Origin of the sequence: Methylobacterium goesingense (assembly GCF_022179225.1) — a bacterium.
GTDB lineage: Bacteria > Pseudomonadota > Alphaproteobacteria > Rhizobiales > Beijerinckiaceae > Methylobacterium > Methylobacterium goesingense.
In genome coordinates this window covers 30,205-46,807 of sequence record NZ_BPQL01000020.1, presented here as the reverse complement: position 1 = coordinate 46,807, position 16,603 = coordinate 30,205, and the positions used below count along the sequence as shown (strand labels likewise).

Genomic DNA, 16,603 nt, shown 5'->3' with positions numbered 1-16,603 from the left:
CCTGGCGCCGGACCAGCGTCGAGGGAAGACGGCACCCATGCTCGATTACGCGCAGGCGAGACGCCTCATGGTCGATTGTCAGTTGCGGACCTTCGACGTGAACGACGTCCCGGTCCTCGACGCCTTCGGGGAAATCGCCCGCGAGGCCTTCGTGCCGCCGGGCCGCGAGGACTTCGCCTATATCGATCAGACCCTGCAGCTGAGCCCCCAGGGCCGTGCGATGCCGGCACCGATGCTGCTGGCGCGCATGATTCAGGCCCTGGCGATCCAGCCGGGCGAGAAGGCCCTCGATGTCGGCACGGGCTACGGCTACGGCGCCGCCATCCTGCGCCGGGTCGGCGCGCAGGTGACGGCCCTTGAGTCCGACCCGGACCTCGTGGCCGGCGCCCGCACCCGCCTTTCCGCCTTCGACGGGATCGCGATCATAGAGGCCCCCCTGGAGACCGGCGATGCCAAGTCCGGTCCCTACGATGCCATCCTGGTGAACGGCCGAATCGAAACCCGGCCCCAGGCGCTCCTGGAGCAGCTGAAGGATGGTGGTCGCCTCGTCTGCGTGATGGGCCGGGACCGGGCCGCCAAGGCGACCCTGTTCGTGCGGGCCGGCGACGCCTTCGGGGCGCGCCCGCTGTTCGATGCGGCCCTCCCGGCGCTGGGCGCCTTCGCGGCCGAGGCCGGATTCGCCTTCTAAAAACGGCCCGAACCCTATCGGAGCACGCTTCGCGGGCCTGAATCTCACGCCCCTCGCGACACTCCGGGCCGTGACCCGCGAGGGCTAAAACATAAGCTCGTCCCCTGCATCGATGGGCATCGCCGGTGTCGCTTTTTTGCGGCACCTGCGGCCATTCGTGCGGCACGCGGGAACCACCCGGTGCTCCATCGACGAAGGTCGGCTAGAGTTGCCGCCGAGGCGGGCAATCCGGATCGCGTCTAGGCGCGGCGGCCTTTTCCAAGGTCGTCCGGTTCATCGAAAAAACCGCAAGGGCTGATGAGCGTGAAAGAATCGAGACCTGCGATGCGTGTGTGGCTTCGGCCCGGCGCCGTCGCCGTGCTGGCCTTCGCGTTGGCGAACCCCGCCACGGCCGAGACGCTGGAGAGCGCGCTCTCGCGGGCCTATGCGGCCAATCCCGCTCTGAATTCCGGACGCGCCGGCGTGCGTGCGACCGATGAAAGCGTGGCCCAGGCCAAGTCCGGGTATCGCCCGACCGTGAGCATCGATGCCGATATCGGACTGACCCGTACCGAAGGCCGGACCCTGGGAACCCGGCTCGATCAGGTCACGCGCCCGGGCGGCGCCGGCATCACGATCAATCAGACTCTGTTCAACGGCTTTCGCACCGACAACCAGACCCGCCAGGCGGAGTCGGACGTGCTCCGCGTCCGGGAGGCGCTGCGCGCCACCGAGATGAACACGTTGTTCAACGCCGCACAGGCCTACATGTTCGTGCTGAGCGACACAGCGAATCTCGAACTGCGCCGCAACAACGTCGAGGTTCTGGAAGAGCAGCTTCGCCAGACGCGCGACCGCTTCAACGTGGGCGAGGTGACCCGCACCGACGTCGCCCAGGCCGAGGCCCGCCTCGCGGGCGCGCGCTCCGAGGTGAGCGGCGCCGAGGCGACGCTGCGCGCCAGCATCGGCAATTACCGACGGTTCATCGGCGTCGAGCCGCGCCAGCTCGCGCCGGGTCGGCCGCTGGACCGCTACGTGCCCGCGAACCTCGATGCGGCGCTCAACATCGGCCTCAAGGAGCACCCGCAGATCGCTTCCGCGCTGCACCTCGTGGACGTGGCCGAGGCGCAGGTGAGGGTGCTCGAGGGCGCGCTCTACCCGACCGCCGGTCTGCAGGGCTCGGTGCAGCAGCGCTACGACAACCAGTTCCCCGGCGACAACGCGGTCAACGCATCGATCGTCGGCCGGCTCTCGATTCCGCTCTACGAGGGCGGCCAGACCTATTCGCAGATCCGCCAGGCCAAGGAGACCGTCGGCCAGCGCCGGCTCGATGCCGAGGACACCCGGGATCAGGTGCGGTCGGCCATCGTCACCGCCTGGGGCCGGCTGGAAGCCGCCAAGGCCCAGGTCATCGCCTCGCAGGCGCAGGTGCAGGCCAACGAAGTGGCGCTGAACGGTGTGCGCGAGGAAGCCCGCGTGGGCCAGCGCACCACCCTCGACGTCCTGAACGCGCAGCAGGAATTGCTGAACGCCCGCACCAACCTCATCGTGGCCCAGCGCGACCGGGTGATCTTCTCCTACGGCGTCGTCCAGGCGGTGGGCCGCCTCACCGTGCGCTTCACCGCGCTGCCGGTGGCGGTCTACAGCCCGAAGGAGCACTTCGATCAGGTCAAGGACCTCTGGTACGGGGTGCGCACGCCCGACGGCCGATAGGATCTCCGGGCGACAGGAACCGGACCAAAAAGGTGCCGGGGCGGAAGGATACCGGGGATGAGCGGGCTTATCCCGCGCCTCGGGACGGGCGGCGCTTGTGTCCCGATGGGACCATGAAATACTCGCCCTCGTCAGCGAACGTTTACCCTTTTGACCGAGCATCGTCCGGATGAGTGCAGCGAGCCCCAAGGTGCCGGATAAGGCGCAGGAACCCTCCATGGAGGAGATCCTCGCCTCCATTCGCCGCATCATCGCGGACGACCAGAACGCCAAAGCCGAAGTGGTGGCGCCCCAGCGCTCCGCCCCGCTGCCCGAGAACGACGACGTCCTCGATCTCGCCGAAGTCGCGCAGCCCGTCCGCAAGCCCGCTCCGCTCGAGGAGCCTGAGATCGCGTTCCGTCAGGCGCCGATCGAGGACGGGCAGATCGATTTCGACGCGATTTCCTTCGACGACGACGAGGAAGAGCCGGAGCCTCCGCCGCCGGTCCGGGCCGCCGCCCCCGTGGAGCCGCCGCGCCCGGTGCCCCGCGCCCCTGAGCCGGAACCGACGCCCACCGAGCGCCTGACCTCGGCCGTCACCGACGCCAGCGTGGCGCAGGCCTTCCACATGCTGTCCAACACCGTGCTGAGCAGCCAGGCCCGCACCCTCGAGGACCTCGTGCAGGACATGCTCCGGCCGATGCTGAAGGGCTGGCTCGACGAGAATCTGCCGAGCATGGTCGAGCGCCTGGTCCGGGCCGAAATCGAGCGCGTGGCCAGGGGCCGCTAGGGCCACCGACGTCGAATCGCGGGGCTCGCGAGTTGACGCAAGGGCCGTGACGGGTTGAAAGCGGGCCAGCTTCCGCTTCTCCCGACACGTGAACCGACTCCGCCCATGATGGACAAGACCTTCGACCCAGCCGCCGTCGAGGCGCGCGTCAGTGCCGCCTGGGAGTCCGGCGACGCATTCAAGGCCGGTCGACCCGAACGGGCCGGGGCGCGGCCCTTCACCATGGTGATCCCGCCGCCGAACGTCACCGGCAGCCTTCACATGGGGCACGCCCTCAACAACACGCTCCAGGACATCCTCTGCCGCTTCGAGCGCATGCGCGGACGCGACGTGCTCTGGCAGCCGGGTACCGACCACGCCGGCATCGCCACCCAGATGGTGGTGGAGCGCCGCCTCGCCGAGGCGCGGGAGCCGGGCCGACGCGAGATCGGCCGCGCGGCCTTCGTCGAGAAGGTCTGGGCCTGGAAGGCGGAATCGGGCGGCGCCATCGTCAACCAGTTGAAGCGCCTCGGTGCCTCCTGCGACTGGTCGCGGGAGCGCTTCACCATGGGCGTCTCGGGCGCGCCGGACGACCAGATGGTCCGCGCCGTGACGAAGACCTTCGTGGACCTGCATGCGCAGGGCCTGATCTACCGCGACAAGCGCCTCGTGAACTGGGACCCGAAGTTCCAGACCGCGATCTCCGACCTCGAGGTGATGCAGGTCGAGGTGAAGGGTCACCTCTGGCACTTCGACTACCCGGTCGTCGATGCGGCCGGCGCCGAGACGGGCGCGGTCATCACGGTGGCCACGACGCGGCCCGAGACCATGCTGGGCGATACCGCGGTGGCGGTCCATCCGGAGGACGAGCGCTACACGCACCTCGTCGGCAGCTTCGTGCGCCTGCCGCTGGTCGGGCGGCTGATCCCGATCGTCGCCGACAGCTATTCGGACCCGGAGAAGGGCACGGGGGCGGTCAAGATCACGCCCGCCCACGACTTCAACGACTTCGAGGTGGGCCGCCGCGCCGGCTGCACGCCGATCAACATCCTGGATTCAGAAGCCCGCATAAGCCTCGACGGCAATTCGGCTTTCCTCGCCGGCGCCAACCCCGAACCGGAGGCATTGGCCCTGCACGGCCTCGACCGTTTCGAGGCGAGGAAGCGCGTCGTCGCCCTGATGGAGGCGCGCGAGCGCCTGCGTCTGGTGGAGCCCAACACCCATGCGGTCCCGCATGGCGACCGTTCGAACGTCGTCATCGAGCCCTACCTCACGGACCAGTGGTACGTGAACGTGAAGCCGTTGGCCGAGCGCGCGCTCCAGGCGGTGCGTGACGGGAAAACTCGTTTCGTGCCCGAGAATTACGAGCGGACCTTCTTCCAGTGGCTCGAGAACATCGAGCCGTGGTGCATCTCGCGCCAGCTCTGGTGGGGCCACCAGATTCCGGTCTGGTACGACGACCAGGGCGGCATCTACGTCGCGACGAGCAAGGCGGAAGCGCAAGGTCAGGCCGATGCCAAGCACGGCGCGCCCGTGACTCTGCGCCGGGACGAGGACGTCCTCGACACCTGGTTCTCTTCCGCCCTGTGGCCGTTCTCGACGCTGGGATGGCCGGACGAGACCCCGGAACTCGCGCGCTACTACCCGACCGACACCCTGGTGACCGGCAAGGACATCATCTTCTTCTGGGTCGCCCGGATGATGATGCTCGGCCTCCACGTCACCGACCGGGTGCCGTTCGAGACCGTCTACCTGCACACGCTGGTGCGCGATGCATCGGGCGCCAAGATGTCGAAGTCGAAGGGCAACGTCGTCGATCCGCTCGGGCTCATCGACCAGTACGGGGCCGATGCCCTGCGATTCACCCTGGCGGCGATGGCGGCCCAGGGGCGCGACATCAAGCTCGCGGTGAACCGGGTCGAGGGCTACCGCAACTTCGCGACGAAGCTATGGAACGCCTCGCGCTTCGCCGAGATGAACGGCTGCGTGCTCCGGGCCGACTACCGGCCGGAAGGCGCCACCGAGACCCTGAACCGCTGGGCGCTCGGCGAGGCCGCGCGGGCCGTGGCCGAGGTCACGGCGGCGCTCGACGCCTACCGCTTCAACGACGCGGCCGCCGCTGCCTACCGCTTCGTCTGGAACATCTTCTGCGACTGGTACCTGGAACTGGCCAAGCCCGTGCTCCAGGGGGAGGGCGTGGAGGCCGCCGCCAAGGCCGAGACGCAAGGCACCGTCGCCTTCCTGATCGACCAGATCGCCAAGCTGCTGCACCCCTTCATGCCGTTCCTCACGGAGGAGCTCTGGGCGATCAAGGGCGAGGGTCTTTCGGAGTCGCGCGGGCTTCTCGCGCTGGCCTCCTGGCCGGATCTGGCCGCCCTGAACGACGCCGAGTCCGAGGCCGAAGTCGGCTGGCTGGTGGATCTGGTCTCCGAGATCCGCTCCGCCCGCTCGGAGACCAGCGTGCCGGCGGCGGCACAGATCCCTCTCGTGGTGGTCGGCGCCGACGCGGACCTGCGGGCCCGCGCGACCCGCTGGGGCGACACGCTGGTCCGGCTGGCGCGACTCTCCGAGGTCCGCTTCGAGGCGTCCGCCCCGAAGAACTCGGTGCAGCTCCTGGTGCGAGGCTCGGTGGCGGCCCTGCCCCTGGAGGGCATCGTCGATCTCGCGGCGGAGGTCGCACGCCTGAAGAAGGAGGCGGCCAAGGCCGGCGCCGAGATCGCCAAGATCGAGGCCAAGCTCGGCAATGCCGACTTCATCGCCCGCGCCCCCGACGAGGTGGTGGACGAGCAGCGCGAGCGCCGCGACGGGGAGGCGGCCCGCCTGGAGAAGATCACGGAGGCGCTGGCGCGGCTCGCCGGTTGAGCGCGTCGTGACCGCCGTCCACACGCTGACCGATCTCGGTTGGTCCGCCTTCTTCGCGGACCAGTGCCGGCCCGACGAGGCAGCGCTCCTGCCCCAGCGAATCGCCGCCGTGCATCGCGCCCGCATGGGCGCCTTCTCGGAGGCGGGGGCGGTCAAGCTCATGCTGCCGGTCCATACCAACACCGGTGACTACGCGGTCGGTGACTGGGTCCTGGTCGAGGCCGGCACGCAGATGCTGCGCCGGCGCCTGGACCGCCGCACCGTGCTGGAGCGGCGCCGGGAGGGGAGCACGGCGCCGCAACTCGCGGCGGCGAATGTCGACGCCCTGTTCATCGTCACCTCCTGCAACGCGGACTTCAACCCGACGCGGCTGGAACGCTACCTGGCGCTGGCCAACCAGGGCGGAGCGGAGCCCGTGATCGTGCTGACCAAGGCGGATGTGGCCGAGGATGCGGAGCGTTATCGGCGGGAGGCCCTGGCGCTCCAGCGCGACCTGCGGGTCGTCATCGCGAATCCGCGCGAACCCGAGGCCGCGACGCAACTTCGCCCCTGGTGCGGCCCGGGCCGCACCGTGGCGGTGGTGGGCTCGTCCGGCGTCGGCAAGTCGACGCTGGTCAACACCCTGGCCGGGCCGGACAACGACGCTCCCCAGGCGACGGGCGGCATCCGCGAGCACGACGCGAAGGGCCGCCACACCACCACGAGCCGCTCGCTGCACGCCATCGCGGAGGGCGGCTGGATCATCGACACGCCCGGCATCCGCTCGCTTCAGCTCGGTGACGCGGCGGAAGGCCTCGACACGCTGTTCGCCGAGATCACCGAGCTGGCGCCCGAATGCCGCTTTCGCGACTGCACCCACGCGCACGAGCCCGGCTGTGCCGTCCAGGCCGCCGTGGCCGAGGGCCGGCTCGATTCCGAGCGGCTCGCGCGCTGGCGCACGCTGCGGGCGGAGAACCGGGACAACACCGTCGTCCCCACGGGCCCACGCGGCAACAAGCGACGCTGAGGGACGAATCTTGCGCGACCTCGATGAGCCCGACTCATCGAGGTCCGCCCGCGCGACGGCGGTCGTTCGCCGGACCTCAGGGAGGCTTGGTCTCAGATGCCGTCGCCGGCGACCTCCCGGGCGACGGCACGGCGGCCGATGTCCCGGCGGCAGAAGCCCTCCGGCCAGTCGATCCGGGCGATGGCCGCGTACGCGCGGGCCTGGGCCTCCAGCATGCTCTCGCCGAGCGCCGTGACGGCGAGCACCCGACCGCCATCGGCCAGGAGCCGCCCGCCCTCGGCGCGCGTGCCGGCCTGGAACACCAGCACGTCGGTGCCCGTGCCCGCCGACTCGACGCCCCGGATCTCGGAGCCGCGCATCACGGTGCCGGGGTAACCGGCGGCAGCCATCACCACCGTCAGCGCCGCGCGCCGCGCGTCGAATTCCAGGCTGATGCCCGAGACGTCGCCCTCGCAGGCCGCCAGCAGGGCCGGCACGAGGTCGGAGGCGAGGCGGGGCATCAGCACCTGCGCCTCGGGGTCGCCGAAGCGGGTGTTGTATTCGATCAGCTTGGGGCCGTCGGCGGTGAGCATCAGGCCCGCATACAGGATGCCGGTGAAGGGCGTGCCGCGCGCGCGCATTCCGTCGAGGGTGGGGCCGATGATGGTCTCCATCACCTCCCGTTCCAGGGCGGGCGTGAGGATGGTGGCCGGCGAGTAGGCGCCCATGCCGCCGGTGTTGGGGCCGCGATCACCGTCGAAGACGCGCTTGTGATCCTGGGCCGTGCCGATCGGAACCGCGCGGGTCCCGTCGCAGAGGGCGAAGAAGCTCGCCTCCTCGCCGAACAGGCATTCCTCGATCACGATCTCGGCGCCCGGCTCCTCGAACAGGGCACGCACCGCCGCCTCGGCCTGATCGCGGGTCTCGGCCACCACCACGCCCTTGCCGGCCGCCAGCCCGTCGGCCTTCACCACGATGGGCGCGCCCCGCTCGGCGAGGTAGGCGAGGGCCGGCTCGAGGGCCCGGAATCGCGCGAAGGCCGCGGTGGGGATGCCGACCTCGGCACAGAGATCCTTGGTGAACCCCTTCGAGCCCTCGAGCTGCGCGGCGGCCTTGGTGGGCCCGAAGGTATGGATGCCCGCCGCCTGGAGATCGTCCACGAGGCCGGCCACCAGGGGCGCCTCGGGTCCAACCACCACGAGGCCGATGCGCTCGCCAGAGCAGAAGGCGCGCACGGCGGCATGGTCCGACACGTCGAGGTCCGGCCGGTTCTCGCCGAACGCGGCCGTGCCGGGATTGCCCGGCACCGTGAACAGGCGTGCGCAGAGCGGGCTCTTCGCGATGGCGTAGGCGAGCGCGTGCTCGCGGCCGCCCGAGCCGATGAGAAGGATATTCATGGGGGGTGTGTTCCCCAAAAGTCGTTCCTTGAAAAGACCGAATCGCGGGCGCGTATGCCCCAGCGCACGGGAAGACGCGTGCGTCCACATGCTAAGCAGCGCGGGGCACCCGTGACGGGAGAAGAATCGCTTCGTATTTTCCCTGGAACGAACGCAGGTCGATGACGTTAATGAGGATCATGCCAGGCTGTCGCAAATCCGTTCCGTTTTCGATGGCACCGCTTCCGACGCGGCGCGTGATCCTGTCGCACTACGTTCACAAGGCCCGCCACCCCGCGCGCGCCGCGAACGACAACCGCCGCGTCGACGGGCTGCCGATCTGGCGGATGGCTCTCGCGGTGAGCGCTGTTCCAATCGTCTCCGTGCTGCTGATCCTGTCGATTCTGATGTGATGCGTCCGTCCGTCTCGGTGAGGGCTTCACCCGAGGCAGGCCTGGACCTCAGATTGAGCTGGCCGTAGCGTCCGCCGCCATGGCCGTTCCTCCCCCGCCCGCCAAAACCGCCGCGTCAGCGAACACCGTCTCGAACGTACCGGAATGGTCCGTGGGCGATCTAGCATCCGCACTCAAGCGGACGCTGGAGGATGCCTTCGGCCACGTTCGCCTGCGCGGCGAAATTTCGGGCTTTCGTGGCCAGCACGGCTCGGGCCACGCCTATTTCTCTCTGAAGGACGGGAACGCGCGTATCGACGCCGTGGTCTGGAAGGGCACCTTCAATCGCCTGCGTCAGCGCCCGCAGGAGGGACTTGAGGTCGTCGCCACCGGGCGGATCACCACGTTTCCGGGCAAATCCTCGTACCAGATCGTCATCGAGACCCTGGAACCGGCCGGCATCGGGGCCTGGATGGCGCTGCTGGAGGAACGCAAGCGCGTGCTGGCCGCCGAGGGGCTGTTCGCCGCCGAGCGCAAGCGACCGATTCCCTACCTGCCGCGCGTCGTCGGCGTGGTGACATCGCCCACCGGAGCCGTCATCCGCGACATCCTGCATCGCCTGGAGGACCGCTTCGCCCGGCCCGTCCTGGTCTGGCCGGTGCGGGTGCAGGGGGAGGGGGCCGCCGAGGAGATCGCGGCCGCGATCCGGGGTTTCAACGCGCTGGCGCCCGGCGGGCCGATCCCGCGCCCGGATGTGCTCATCGTGGCGCGCGGCGGCGGGTCGATCGAGGACCTCTGGGCCTTCAACGAGGAATGCGTGGTCCGCGCGGCCTCCGATTCCGCAATTCCCCTGATCTCCGCGGTGGGCCACGAGACCGACACCACCCTAATCGATTTCGTCTCGGACCGGCGCGCACCGACGCCCACCGGCGCCGCAGAGATGGCGGTTCCGGTTCGGGCCGACCTCGTGGCCGAACTGGTCGATCTCGGGCGCCGGCAACGCGAGGCCGTGACGCGGCGCCTCGACCGGGAGCGCAGCGACCTGCGCGCCCTGGTGCGGGCCATGCCGGACGTGGATACCTTCCTGGCGGGCAAGCGCCAGCGCCTCGACCTCGCCGAGGCACGCCTCGGCCCGGCGCTCGCCGGCAATGCCCGGGTCTACCGCCTCCGGATGGCGGGCATCGTCGAGCGATTCGCCCGGCATCCGCCGACGCTAGCCCTCGCCACCGCGCGGGGGCGACTGTCGCGGGTCGGCGATCGCCCGGAAGCCGCCTTGCGCCACCATGCGGCGCGCAAGGGCGAGGCACTGGCCTATCTCGGGCGCCGCCTCGTCGTCGCCCGCGACGGCACCCTCGGCCGGGTCCGGGCCGAGCAGGTCCGCAGCCGCGAACGCCTCGGTGCCCTGCAGGCCCGGCTGATCCAGGCCGGAACCCGTTCGATCGAGCGCCGCGCCGACCGCCTCGCCGGACTGGCGGGGCTGCTCGGCTCCCTCAGCTACCGGGCGGTGCTGGCCCGCGGCTACGCCCTCGTGCGCGACCGCGACGGGACCCCGATCCGCGCCGCCGCAGAGGCCAGCCGCCACATGACCCTGGAATTCGCGGACGGCACCGTGGCGGTGGGGATGCCGGACACGGGCGACGCCACGGAGGGGTCGCCACCGGGCGCGCCGCCTGTCAAGGCGCCCTCGAGCCGAAAGGCCTCCGCGAAAAAGCCGGCCGCGCGGAAATCCACCCCGACCGAGACGTCCCCGGAGATCGCCACGATCGGACCCGCGACCCGGCAGGGCAGCTTGTTCGATCTCTGAGGATCGCGTTGCACGAGGCAACGCGATCTTGGCGCTTTGTCTCGGCCCCAGCCACACAGGATCGACATGCAGGGCTGCCGTGCCGGCGCTCGCGTGTCCGCCGGCACGCGCAGCGGGTTGACGAATCCGGCCCCGTTTGCGACCGCACCGGCGGCACGGCTCATGCCTTCCGACATGAAGCCGCGACCGGGCGGAGGAGATGCGGGATGACCACGACCATCGACAGCGGGCAGAAGCTCCACCTCGTCTTCGGTGGCGAACTGGAGAATCTCGACGGCGTGCATTTTCGCGACGTGAAGAATCTCGACATCGTCGGCATCTTTCCCGACTACGCCTCGGCGCAGACGGCCTGGAAAGCCAAGGCACAATCCACGGTTGACAGTGCGCAGATGCGCTACTTCGTCGTGCATCTGCACCGGCTTCTGGAGCCATGATCCTCGCGCACCCGGCAAAGTAACGAAGGTGAAAGCATTGTGACGTCCCCGTTGCGGCTGTTATGGAGCGCCGCAGCGAAAGCCCGCCGTTCCTGAGGCGGCGGGCTCCCTGGATCGCGAGATGAAGACCCCGGCATGAAGTCCTCGATCAAGATCATCGCCGGCAATGCGAGCCGGCCCCTGGCCGAGGCCATCGCGGCCTATCTCGAGTTGCCGCTCGCCAAGTGCATGGTCCGGCGCTTCGCCGACATGGAGATCTTCGTCGAGCTCCAGGAGAACGTGCGCGGCGAGGACGTCTTTATCGTCCAGTCGACCTCGTTCCCGGCCAACGATCACCTGATGGAACTGCTCATCATGATCGACGCGGCCCGGCGCTCTTCGGCCCGGCGCATCACCGCGGTGATCCCGTATTTCGGCTACGCCCGGCAGGACCGGCGCACCTCCGGCCGCACGCCGATCTCGGCCAAGCTGGTCGCCAACCTCATCACCGAGGCCGGGGCCGACCGCGTGATGACCCTCGACCTGCATGCCGGCCAGATCCAGGGCTTCTTCGACATTCCCACCGACAACCTGTTCGCCGCCCCCGTGATGGTGCGCGACATCAAGGAACGCCTCGACCCGAAGGACTGGATGGTGGTCTCGCCGGACGTCGGCGGCGTGGTGCGCGCCCGTGCCATCGCCAAGCGCATCGACGCGACGCTGGCCATCGTCGACAAGCGCCGCGAGCGGCCCGGCGAGTCCGAGGTGATGAACATCATCGGCGAGGTCGAGGGCCGTTCCTGTATCCTCGTGGACGATATCGTTGATTCCGGCGGCACCCTGGTGAACGCGGCCGAAGCCCTGCTGAACGCCGGCGCCAAGGACGTCTCCGCCTACATCACGCACGGGGTGCTCTCGGGTGGGGCGGTCTCGCGCATCGCCGCCTCGCGAATGAAGGAGCTGGTCATCACCGATTCGATCCAGCCGACGCAGGCCGTCAAGCTCGCCCGCAACATCCGGGTGGCCACGATCGCGCCGCTGCTGGGCGAGGCCATCGGCCGGACCGCGACGGAATCGAGCGTGTCGAGCCTCTTCACCTGAGGTTTTCGCGCCCTCGCCGAGCTCAGACGACGCCGCCCCGGACGCGACCCTGAGCGGACGGGCGGATCGCAATTGCGTTGACCCCATTGAAACCTGTATAGACGGCGCTTCCCTATTGCAGCGTTGAGACGGGATGCTGCCGGCCAGTCGAGCCGGAGCGAGCGACGCCCTGTCGGCGGCGCCCCGGGACCCGTCCCGCACGAACCTGTTGGAGTCGCCCGATGTCGCAAGGCCCGCTGATGCCGAAGGCCACCGCCGTATGGCTGGTGGAGAATACCTCGCTGGCCTTCGAGCAGATTGCCGATTTCTGCAAGCTGCACCCCCTCGAGGTGAAGGGGATCGCGGACGGCGAGGTCGCCGCCGGCATCAAGGGCCTCGATCCGATCACCACGGGCCAGCTCACCCGCGACGAGATCGAGAAGGCCCAGAAGACCCCGAGCTACAAGCTCAAGGTCGCGGTCTCGAAGGTGAAGCTGCCCGAGGTCAAGCGCACCACCAAGGGTCCGCGCTACACCCCGCTCTCGCGCCGCCAGGACCGGCCGAACGCCATCCTCTGGCTGCTGCGCAACCACCCCGAACTCAAGGACGCGCAGATCATCCGGCTGGTGGGCACCACCAAGTCGACGATCCAGCAGATCCGCGAGCGCACCCACTGGAATTCCGGCTCCCTCCAGCCGATGGACCCGGTGACCCTCGGCCTCTGCACGCAGATCGACCTCGACTTCGAGGTCCAGCGCTCGGCCAAGGACCGCCCGGCCAACTTGGCGGTGGATGGCGGCGCGACCCTGCTGCCCACCGAGGTCTCGACGGCCACCGACTACACCGAGGCCGACGAGCACCACCGCAGTGCCCGCGACGAGAAGCTCAACGCCGATTCGGTGTTCGCCAAGCTGAAGGGCATGCGCAGCACCGAGGAGGACGAGGACTGAGACAGCGGACGCTGTCGCCGGGACTCGCGTAAGCCCTCGCCATCCCGGGCCCGCACAACGGATCCGGGCTTCGGAAACCCGACCGGCACCTTGTCCTGCACGGGTGACGCGCCCTGGATCATACGCTGTCGGCGGGCCCCTTCCCGGGTCTGGCATGACAAGCGCCAACCCGGTTCGCCCTTGCCCCCGCAGCTTCGCTGCGGGGTTTTTTGTTGTCGGGATGCGAGCGGTCTCGTTCGGCCTCGGCGCCGTCACGGCACCAGACCCACCTTAATCCCTTGAGCGGAAATCTTTTTCGGCCGCTGCGCGTCATCAGGCCGTCGCACGGATCTCCCTAGCTCGGGCGAGCGCGGGATATCGGCCAGTGCGTTCGGCCGAATCCTGCGGCGCGAGGGAGAACGGCGACGTCATGGCCAATGCAGGATCCGTCAAGAACGTCATCGTGATGATCGCCGATGGCGCCGGGTTCAACACCCTGGAAACCACGCGGCTGTACCTGAAGGGCCTCGCCGACGGCGATCCCAGGGCGGGCGCGGCCGGCAAGGTCCTGATCGCGGACGGCGCGGCCTTCACCGCGACGGCGCAGTCGGTCTACCCCCTCGACAACCGCACGACGCCGGTCCCCGGTGAGGCCGGCCTCGCCCAGAACCCCGCGGTGGTCTACGACCCGGCCAAGAATTACGATTTCGCGCCCGCCGCCGGCCTCGATCCGAACGGGCAGCCCCGCGCCTTCGCGGGCTACGAGTGGAACCGCAACACCTATCCAGATTCGGGCAACACCGCCTCGTCCATCGCCACCGGCGGCAAGACCTACAACAACGCCATCGATGTCGACGGCAACGGCGCGGATCTCTTCTCGATCGCGGAACTGGCCAAGCAGCAGGGCAAGGCCACCGGCGTCGTCACCACGGTGCAGGTCAGCGACGCCACCCCCTCGGCCACGGGCGGCGCGCACAACATCGCGCGCTCCAACGCCAGCCAGATCGCCCAGGAGATGTTCGGCTCCGGCACCCTCGACGTCATCGCCGGCACCGGCAATCCCGATTACGACGACAACGGCCGCCTGCGCGCCACCGCCGACAACACCTGGATCGGCGCCGACCTCTGGAATGGCCTGAAGGCCGACACCTACACTTCGCAGGACGGCGTCGGCTGGAACCTGCTGCAGGACCGCGCCGCGATCCAGGCCGCAGGCACCGGCGCGCCGACGACCGAGCGCCTGGCGATGATTTCGAAGGCCTTCACCAGCAGCAACTTCAACCGCGCCGGCGCAGCCGCCGGCAACACCACCGAGATCCCCTTCAGCGTGCCGCGCCTGGAGAGCTCCGCGACCCTGTCGGAGCTGTCGCTGGCCGCGCTCAACAAGCTGAACGCCGACCCGGACGGCCTCTACCTGATGATCGAGGGCGGCGCGGTCGACCGGGCCATGCACGCCAACAACCGCGGCCGGATGATCGAGGAGTACATCGACTTCAACAACGCGGTGAAGACCGTGGTCGACTACATCAATTCACCGACCAGCAAGGCGACCTTCGAGGACACCCTGCTGATCGTCACCGCCGATCACGACCACCTGCTCTTCGGCCCCGAGGGGGCGACGATCCCGTACCAGCCGGTCCAGCCGGACCGGAACGGGGACGGCGTGCCGGAAGGCCTGTTCTTCTCCGGCAGCCATTCGAATCAGGTCATTCCGCTTCTCGCCGCGGGTGCCGGCTCGGCCCAGCTCAAGCAGCTCGCCGATCAGACTGATTCCTTCACGAACGCTCAAGGCCAAGTCACCGGCAGCGGGCGCGCCTACACCGACGAGGCCGAACTCGGCGAGTACCTGCTCGCCCAGACCCGCCTCGGCGCGACGGCGGTGACCACCGGCAACGACAACCTGATCGGATCGGAGGTCGGCGAAACCCTCGACGGGCTCGCCGGCAACGACGTGATCGATGGGCGGGGCGGCAACGACACGCTGATCGGCGGCCTCGGCAACGACGTGCTTCGGGGCGCCCTCGGCGACGACACCATCACGGGCGGCGCCGGAAACGACACGGCCCTGATCAATGTCAGCACCGATGGCGCCGACCGCATCGACCTCGGTGAGGGAAGCGACCGCATCGACGTCTCGGCCGCGGCCAGTGGGCAGGTCCGCCTGACCTTCACCTCGGCGGAGGTCGGCAACGGCAGTGCCGGCGATGGACGGACCGGCGCCAACCAGGATGGCGGTCTCGCCGTGCGGCTCCAGGCCGAGGGCGCCGACGATGCCCTGACCGGCGCCGTCTCCCGCGTCGACGACGAGGGCATCACCTTCGCGGCGACCACCGACGGCCTCACCTTCGATGTGCGCGACCTCGTCGCCGGGACGCAGCGCGGCGACGCCTTCCGGGTCGTCACGCTCGGCACCGCCGGCAACGACACCCTGGCGCCCCTCGCCGATCGCGCGGCCCAGAGCCACTACATCAATGCCGGCCAGGGCAACGATCTGGTGACGGGCGGCAGCGGCGCCGACTTCCTCGTAGGCGGCGCCGGCAGCGACGTCCTCAACGGGGCGGCCGGCAACGACAGCATCATCGGCGGCGCGGGCAACGACCGCATCAACGGTGGCGACGGGACGGATCGGGCCATCTTCACCTACGCCCTCGGCACCGCCACGCTGGGGCGGGATGCGAGCGGGTTCCGCACCCTGACCGGCACCGACGGCACCGACACCGTGACGGGGATCGAGCAGTTCCAGTTCAGCGACCGCACTGTAGACGTGGCGGACGGCAATCCGCTGGTCGACGACCTGTTCTACCTGATCCGCAACCCCGACGTGGCCGCATCCGGACAGGATGCGGATGCCCATTACGCCGCTTATGGCGCGAACGATGGCCGCGATCCGAACGCCTTTTTCTCCACCAAGGGCTATCTCGGACTCAACGCGGATGCCGTGAAGACCCGCGCTGACGCGCTGGGCCAGTATCAGCAAGCCGGCTGGAAAGAGGGCAGCGATCCGGGCGCGAACTTCGACAACGAGTTCTACCTCGCCCGGAACCCCGACGTGGCAGCGGCCGGGCTCAACCCGCTCCAGCACTACCTCGAATATGGGCAATCCGAGGGCCGCGCCATCTACGACGCGGTCGGCAAGGCGAGCGACATCAAGGCTGGCTTCGACGCCGCGTTCTACCTTCTCGTCAACGACGACGTGCTACGCGCGGCCCAGGCCTCGGGCAGCACCGACATCTTCGCCTTCGCTCAGCAGCACTTCAACACCTATGGCTGGAAGGAAGGTCGTGACCCGAACGCCGTCTTCGACACCGCGGGCTATCTCAAGGCGTACGGAGACGTCGCCGCCGCCGGCCTGAATCCGCTGACCCACTACGACACCTATGGCTGGAAGGAGGGGCGCGATCCGGCGGCCAACTTCGACACCTCGACCTACCTCCAGGTCAACGGCGACGTGGCGCAGGCGAACATGAACCCGATGCAGCATTTCCTGCAGTACGGCCTCGTCGAGAACCGTGCCGTCCTCAACGACGGAACCTTCGGCGGTGGTCTGATCGGCTGATCCGCGCAGGGTCCCGGGAGCGGCGCCCGACATACGCGGCACCGGAACGGACCTGTTGCCCGGGACCCGTCAATCCGC

At 69.3% G+C, this 16,603-nt stretch carries 12 protein-coding genes; 11 read left to right on the top strand and 1 reads right to left on the bottom strand.

Annotation, left to right across the window (positions count from 1 at the left end; genetic code table 11):
* Window positions 1-37 precede the first annotated feature (37 nt).
* The 5 genes from MFF30_RS04830 (at window position 38) to rsgA (ending at window position 6,996) form a co-directional block, all read left to right on the top strand.
* Complete coding sequence (locus tag MFF30_RS04830; protein ID WP_238277198.1) at window positions 38-688, top strand: protein-L-isoaspartate O-methyltransferase family protein; 651 nt, start codon at window positions 38-40, stop codon at window positions 686-688.
* Between the two features lie 324 nt (window positions 689-1,012).
* Window positions 1,013-2,380 carry a TolC family outer membrane protein gene (locus MFF30_RS04825; RefSeq protein WP_238277196.1) on the top strand — a complete coding sequence of 456 codons (1,368 nt, stop codon included), beginning with the start codon at window positions 1,013-1,015 and terminating at the stop codon, window positions 2,378-2,380.
* Window positions 2,381-2,549: 169 nt separating this feature from the next.
* A complete protein-coding gene (locus MFF30_RS04820) occupies window positions 2,550-3,149 on the top strand; it encodes a PopZ family protein (RefSeq protein WP_238277194.1) in 600 nt (199 codons plus the stop codon).
* A gap of 105 nt (window positions 3,150-3,254) precedes the next feature.
* Window positions 3,255-5,990: a valine--tRNA ligase gene (locus MFF30_RS04815; RefSeq protein ID WP_238277192.1), complete on the top strand. Its 2,736-nt coding sequence runs from the start codon at window positions 3,255-3,257 to the stop codon at window positions 5,988-5,990.
* A 7-nt stretch (window positions 5,991-5,997) separates the two neighbouring features.
* Window positions 5,998-6,996: a ribosome small subunit-dependent GTPase A gene (gene rsgA, locus MFF30_RS04810; RefSeq protein WP_238277181.1), complete on the top strand. Its 999-nt coding sequence runs from the start codon at window positions 5,998-6,000 to the stop codon at window positions 6,994-6,996.
* A 92-nt stretch (window positions 6,997-7,088) separates the two neighbouring features.
* Here rsgA and purD read toward each other — a convergent pair whose 3' ends face one another.
* On the bottom strand, window positions 7,089-8,372 hold the full coding sequence (gene purD / locus MFF30_RS04805; RefSeq protein ID WP_238277173.1) for a phosphoribosylamine--glycine ligase: 1,284 nt from the start codon (window positions 8,370-8,372) through the stop codon (window positions 7,089-7,091).
* Window positions 8,373-8,584: 212 nt separating this feature from the next.
* Here purD and MFF30_RS04800 point away from each other — a divergent pair, with 212 nt between their 5' ends.
* From MFF30_RS04800 to MFF30_RS04775, 6 genes are all read left to right on the top strand, one after another.
* The gene (locus MFF30_RS04800; RefSeq protein WP_238277171.1) at window positions 8,585-8,764 is read left to right on the top strand and encodes a hypothetical protein; all 180 of its coding nucleotides are present in this window, start codon (window positions 8,585-8,587) and stop codon (window positions 8,762-8,764) included.
* 79 nt (window positions 8,765-8,843) lie between these two features.
* Window positions 8,844-10,547: an exodeoxyribonuclease VII large subunit gene (gene xseA / locus MFF30_RS04795; protein ID WP_238277169.1), complete on the top strand. Its 1,704-nt coding sequence runs from the start codon at window positions 8,844-8,846 to the stop codon at window positions 10,545-10,547.
* Between the two features lie 206 nt (window positions 10,548-10,753).
* Window positions 10,754-10,981, top strand: a complete 228-nt coding sequence (locus MFF30_RS04790) for a DUF4170 domain-containing protein (RefSeq protein ID WP_238277161.1) — start codon at window positions 10,754-10,756, stop codon at window positions 10,979-10,981.
* Between the two features lie 135 nt (window positions 10,982-11,116).
* Window positions 11,117-12,061 carry a ribose-phosphate pyrophosphokinase gene (locus MFF30_RS04785; protein ID WP_163644149.1) on the top strand — a complete coding sequence of 315 codons (945 nt, stop codon included), beginning with the start codon at window positions 11,117-11,119 and terminating at the stop codon, window positions 12,059-12,061.
* Window positions 12,062-12,282: 221 nt separating this feature from the next.
* Entirely contained in the window at window positions 12,283-12,990 is a 708-nt protein-coding gene (locus tag MFF30_RS04780) for a DUF1013 domain-containing protein (protein ID WP_238277159.1), read from the top strand.
* 409 nt (window positions 12,991-13,399) lie between these two features.
* The gene (locus MFF30_RS04775) at window positions 13,400-16,525 is read left to right on the top strand and encodes an alkaline phosphatase (protein ID WP_238277158.1); all 3,126 of its coding nucleotides are present in this window, start codon (window positions 13,400-13,402) and stop codon (window positions 16,523-16,525) included.
* Window positions 16,526-16,603 lie beyond the last annotated feature (78 nt).

What these genes read in the sequence shown, in the direction of transcription:
- MFF30_RS04830 (WP_238277198.1), top strand. Translation starts at nt 38, where the DNA reads ATGCTCGATTACGCGCAGGCGAGACGCCTCATGGTCGATTGTCAGTTG.
- MFF30_RS04825 (WP_238277196.1), top strand. Translation starts at nt 1,013, where the DNA reads ATGCGTGTGTGGCTTCGGCCCGGCGCCGTCGCCGTGCTGGCCTTCGCG.
- MFF30_RS04820 (WP_238277194.1), top strand. Translation starts at nt 2,550, where the DNA reads ATGAGTGCAGCGAGCCCCAAGGTGCCGGATAAGGCGCAGGAACCCTCC.
- MFF30_RS04815 (WP_238277192.1), top strand. Translation starts at nt 3,255, where the DNA reads ATGATGGACAAGACCTTCGACCCAGCCGCCGTCGAGGCGCGCGTCAGT.
- purD (WP_238277173.1), bottom strand. Translation starts at nt 8,372, where the DNA reads ATGAATATCCTTCTCATCGGCTCGGGCGGCCGCGAGCACGCGCTCGCC.
- MFF30_RS04800 (WP_238277171.1), top strand. Translation starts at nt 8,585, where the DNA reads ATGGCACCGCTTCCGACGCGGCGCGTGATCCTGTCGCACTACGTTCAC.
- xseA (WP_238277169.1), top strand. Translation starts at nt 8,844, where the DNA reads ATGGCCGTTCCTCCCCCGCCCGCCAAAACCGCCGCGTCAGCGAACACC.
- MFF30_RS04790 (WP_238277161.1), top strand. Translation starts at nt 10,754, where the DNA reads ATGACCACGACCATCGACAGCGGGCAGAAGCTCCACCTCGTCTTCGGT.
- MFF30_RS04785 (WP_163644149.1), top strand. Translation starts at nt 11,117, where the DNA reads ATGAAGTCCTCGATCAAGATCATCGCCGGCAATGCGAGCCGGCCCCTG.
- MFF30_RS04780 (WP_238277159.1), top strand. Translation starts at nt 12,283, where the DNA reads ATGTCGCAAGGCCCGCTGATGCCGAAGGCCACCGCCGTATGGCTGGTG.
- MFF30_RS04775 (WP_238277158.1), top strand. Translation starts at nt 13,400, where the DNA reads ATGGCCAATGCAGGATCCGTCAAGAACGTCATCGTGATGATCGCCGAT.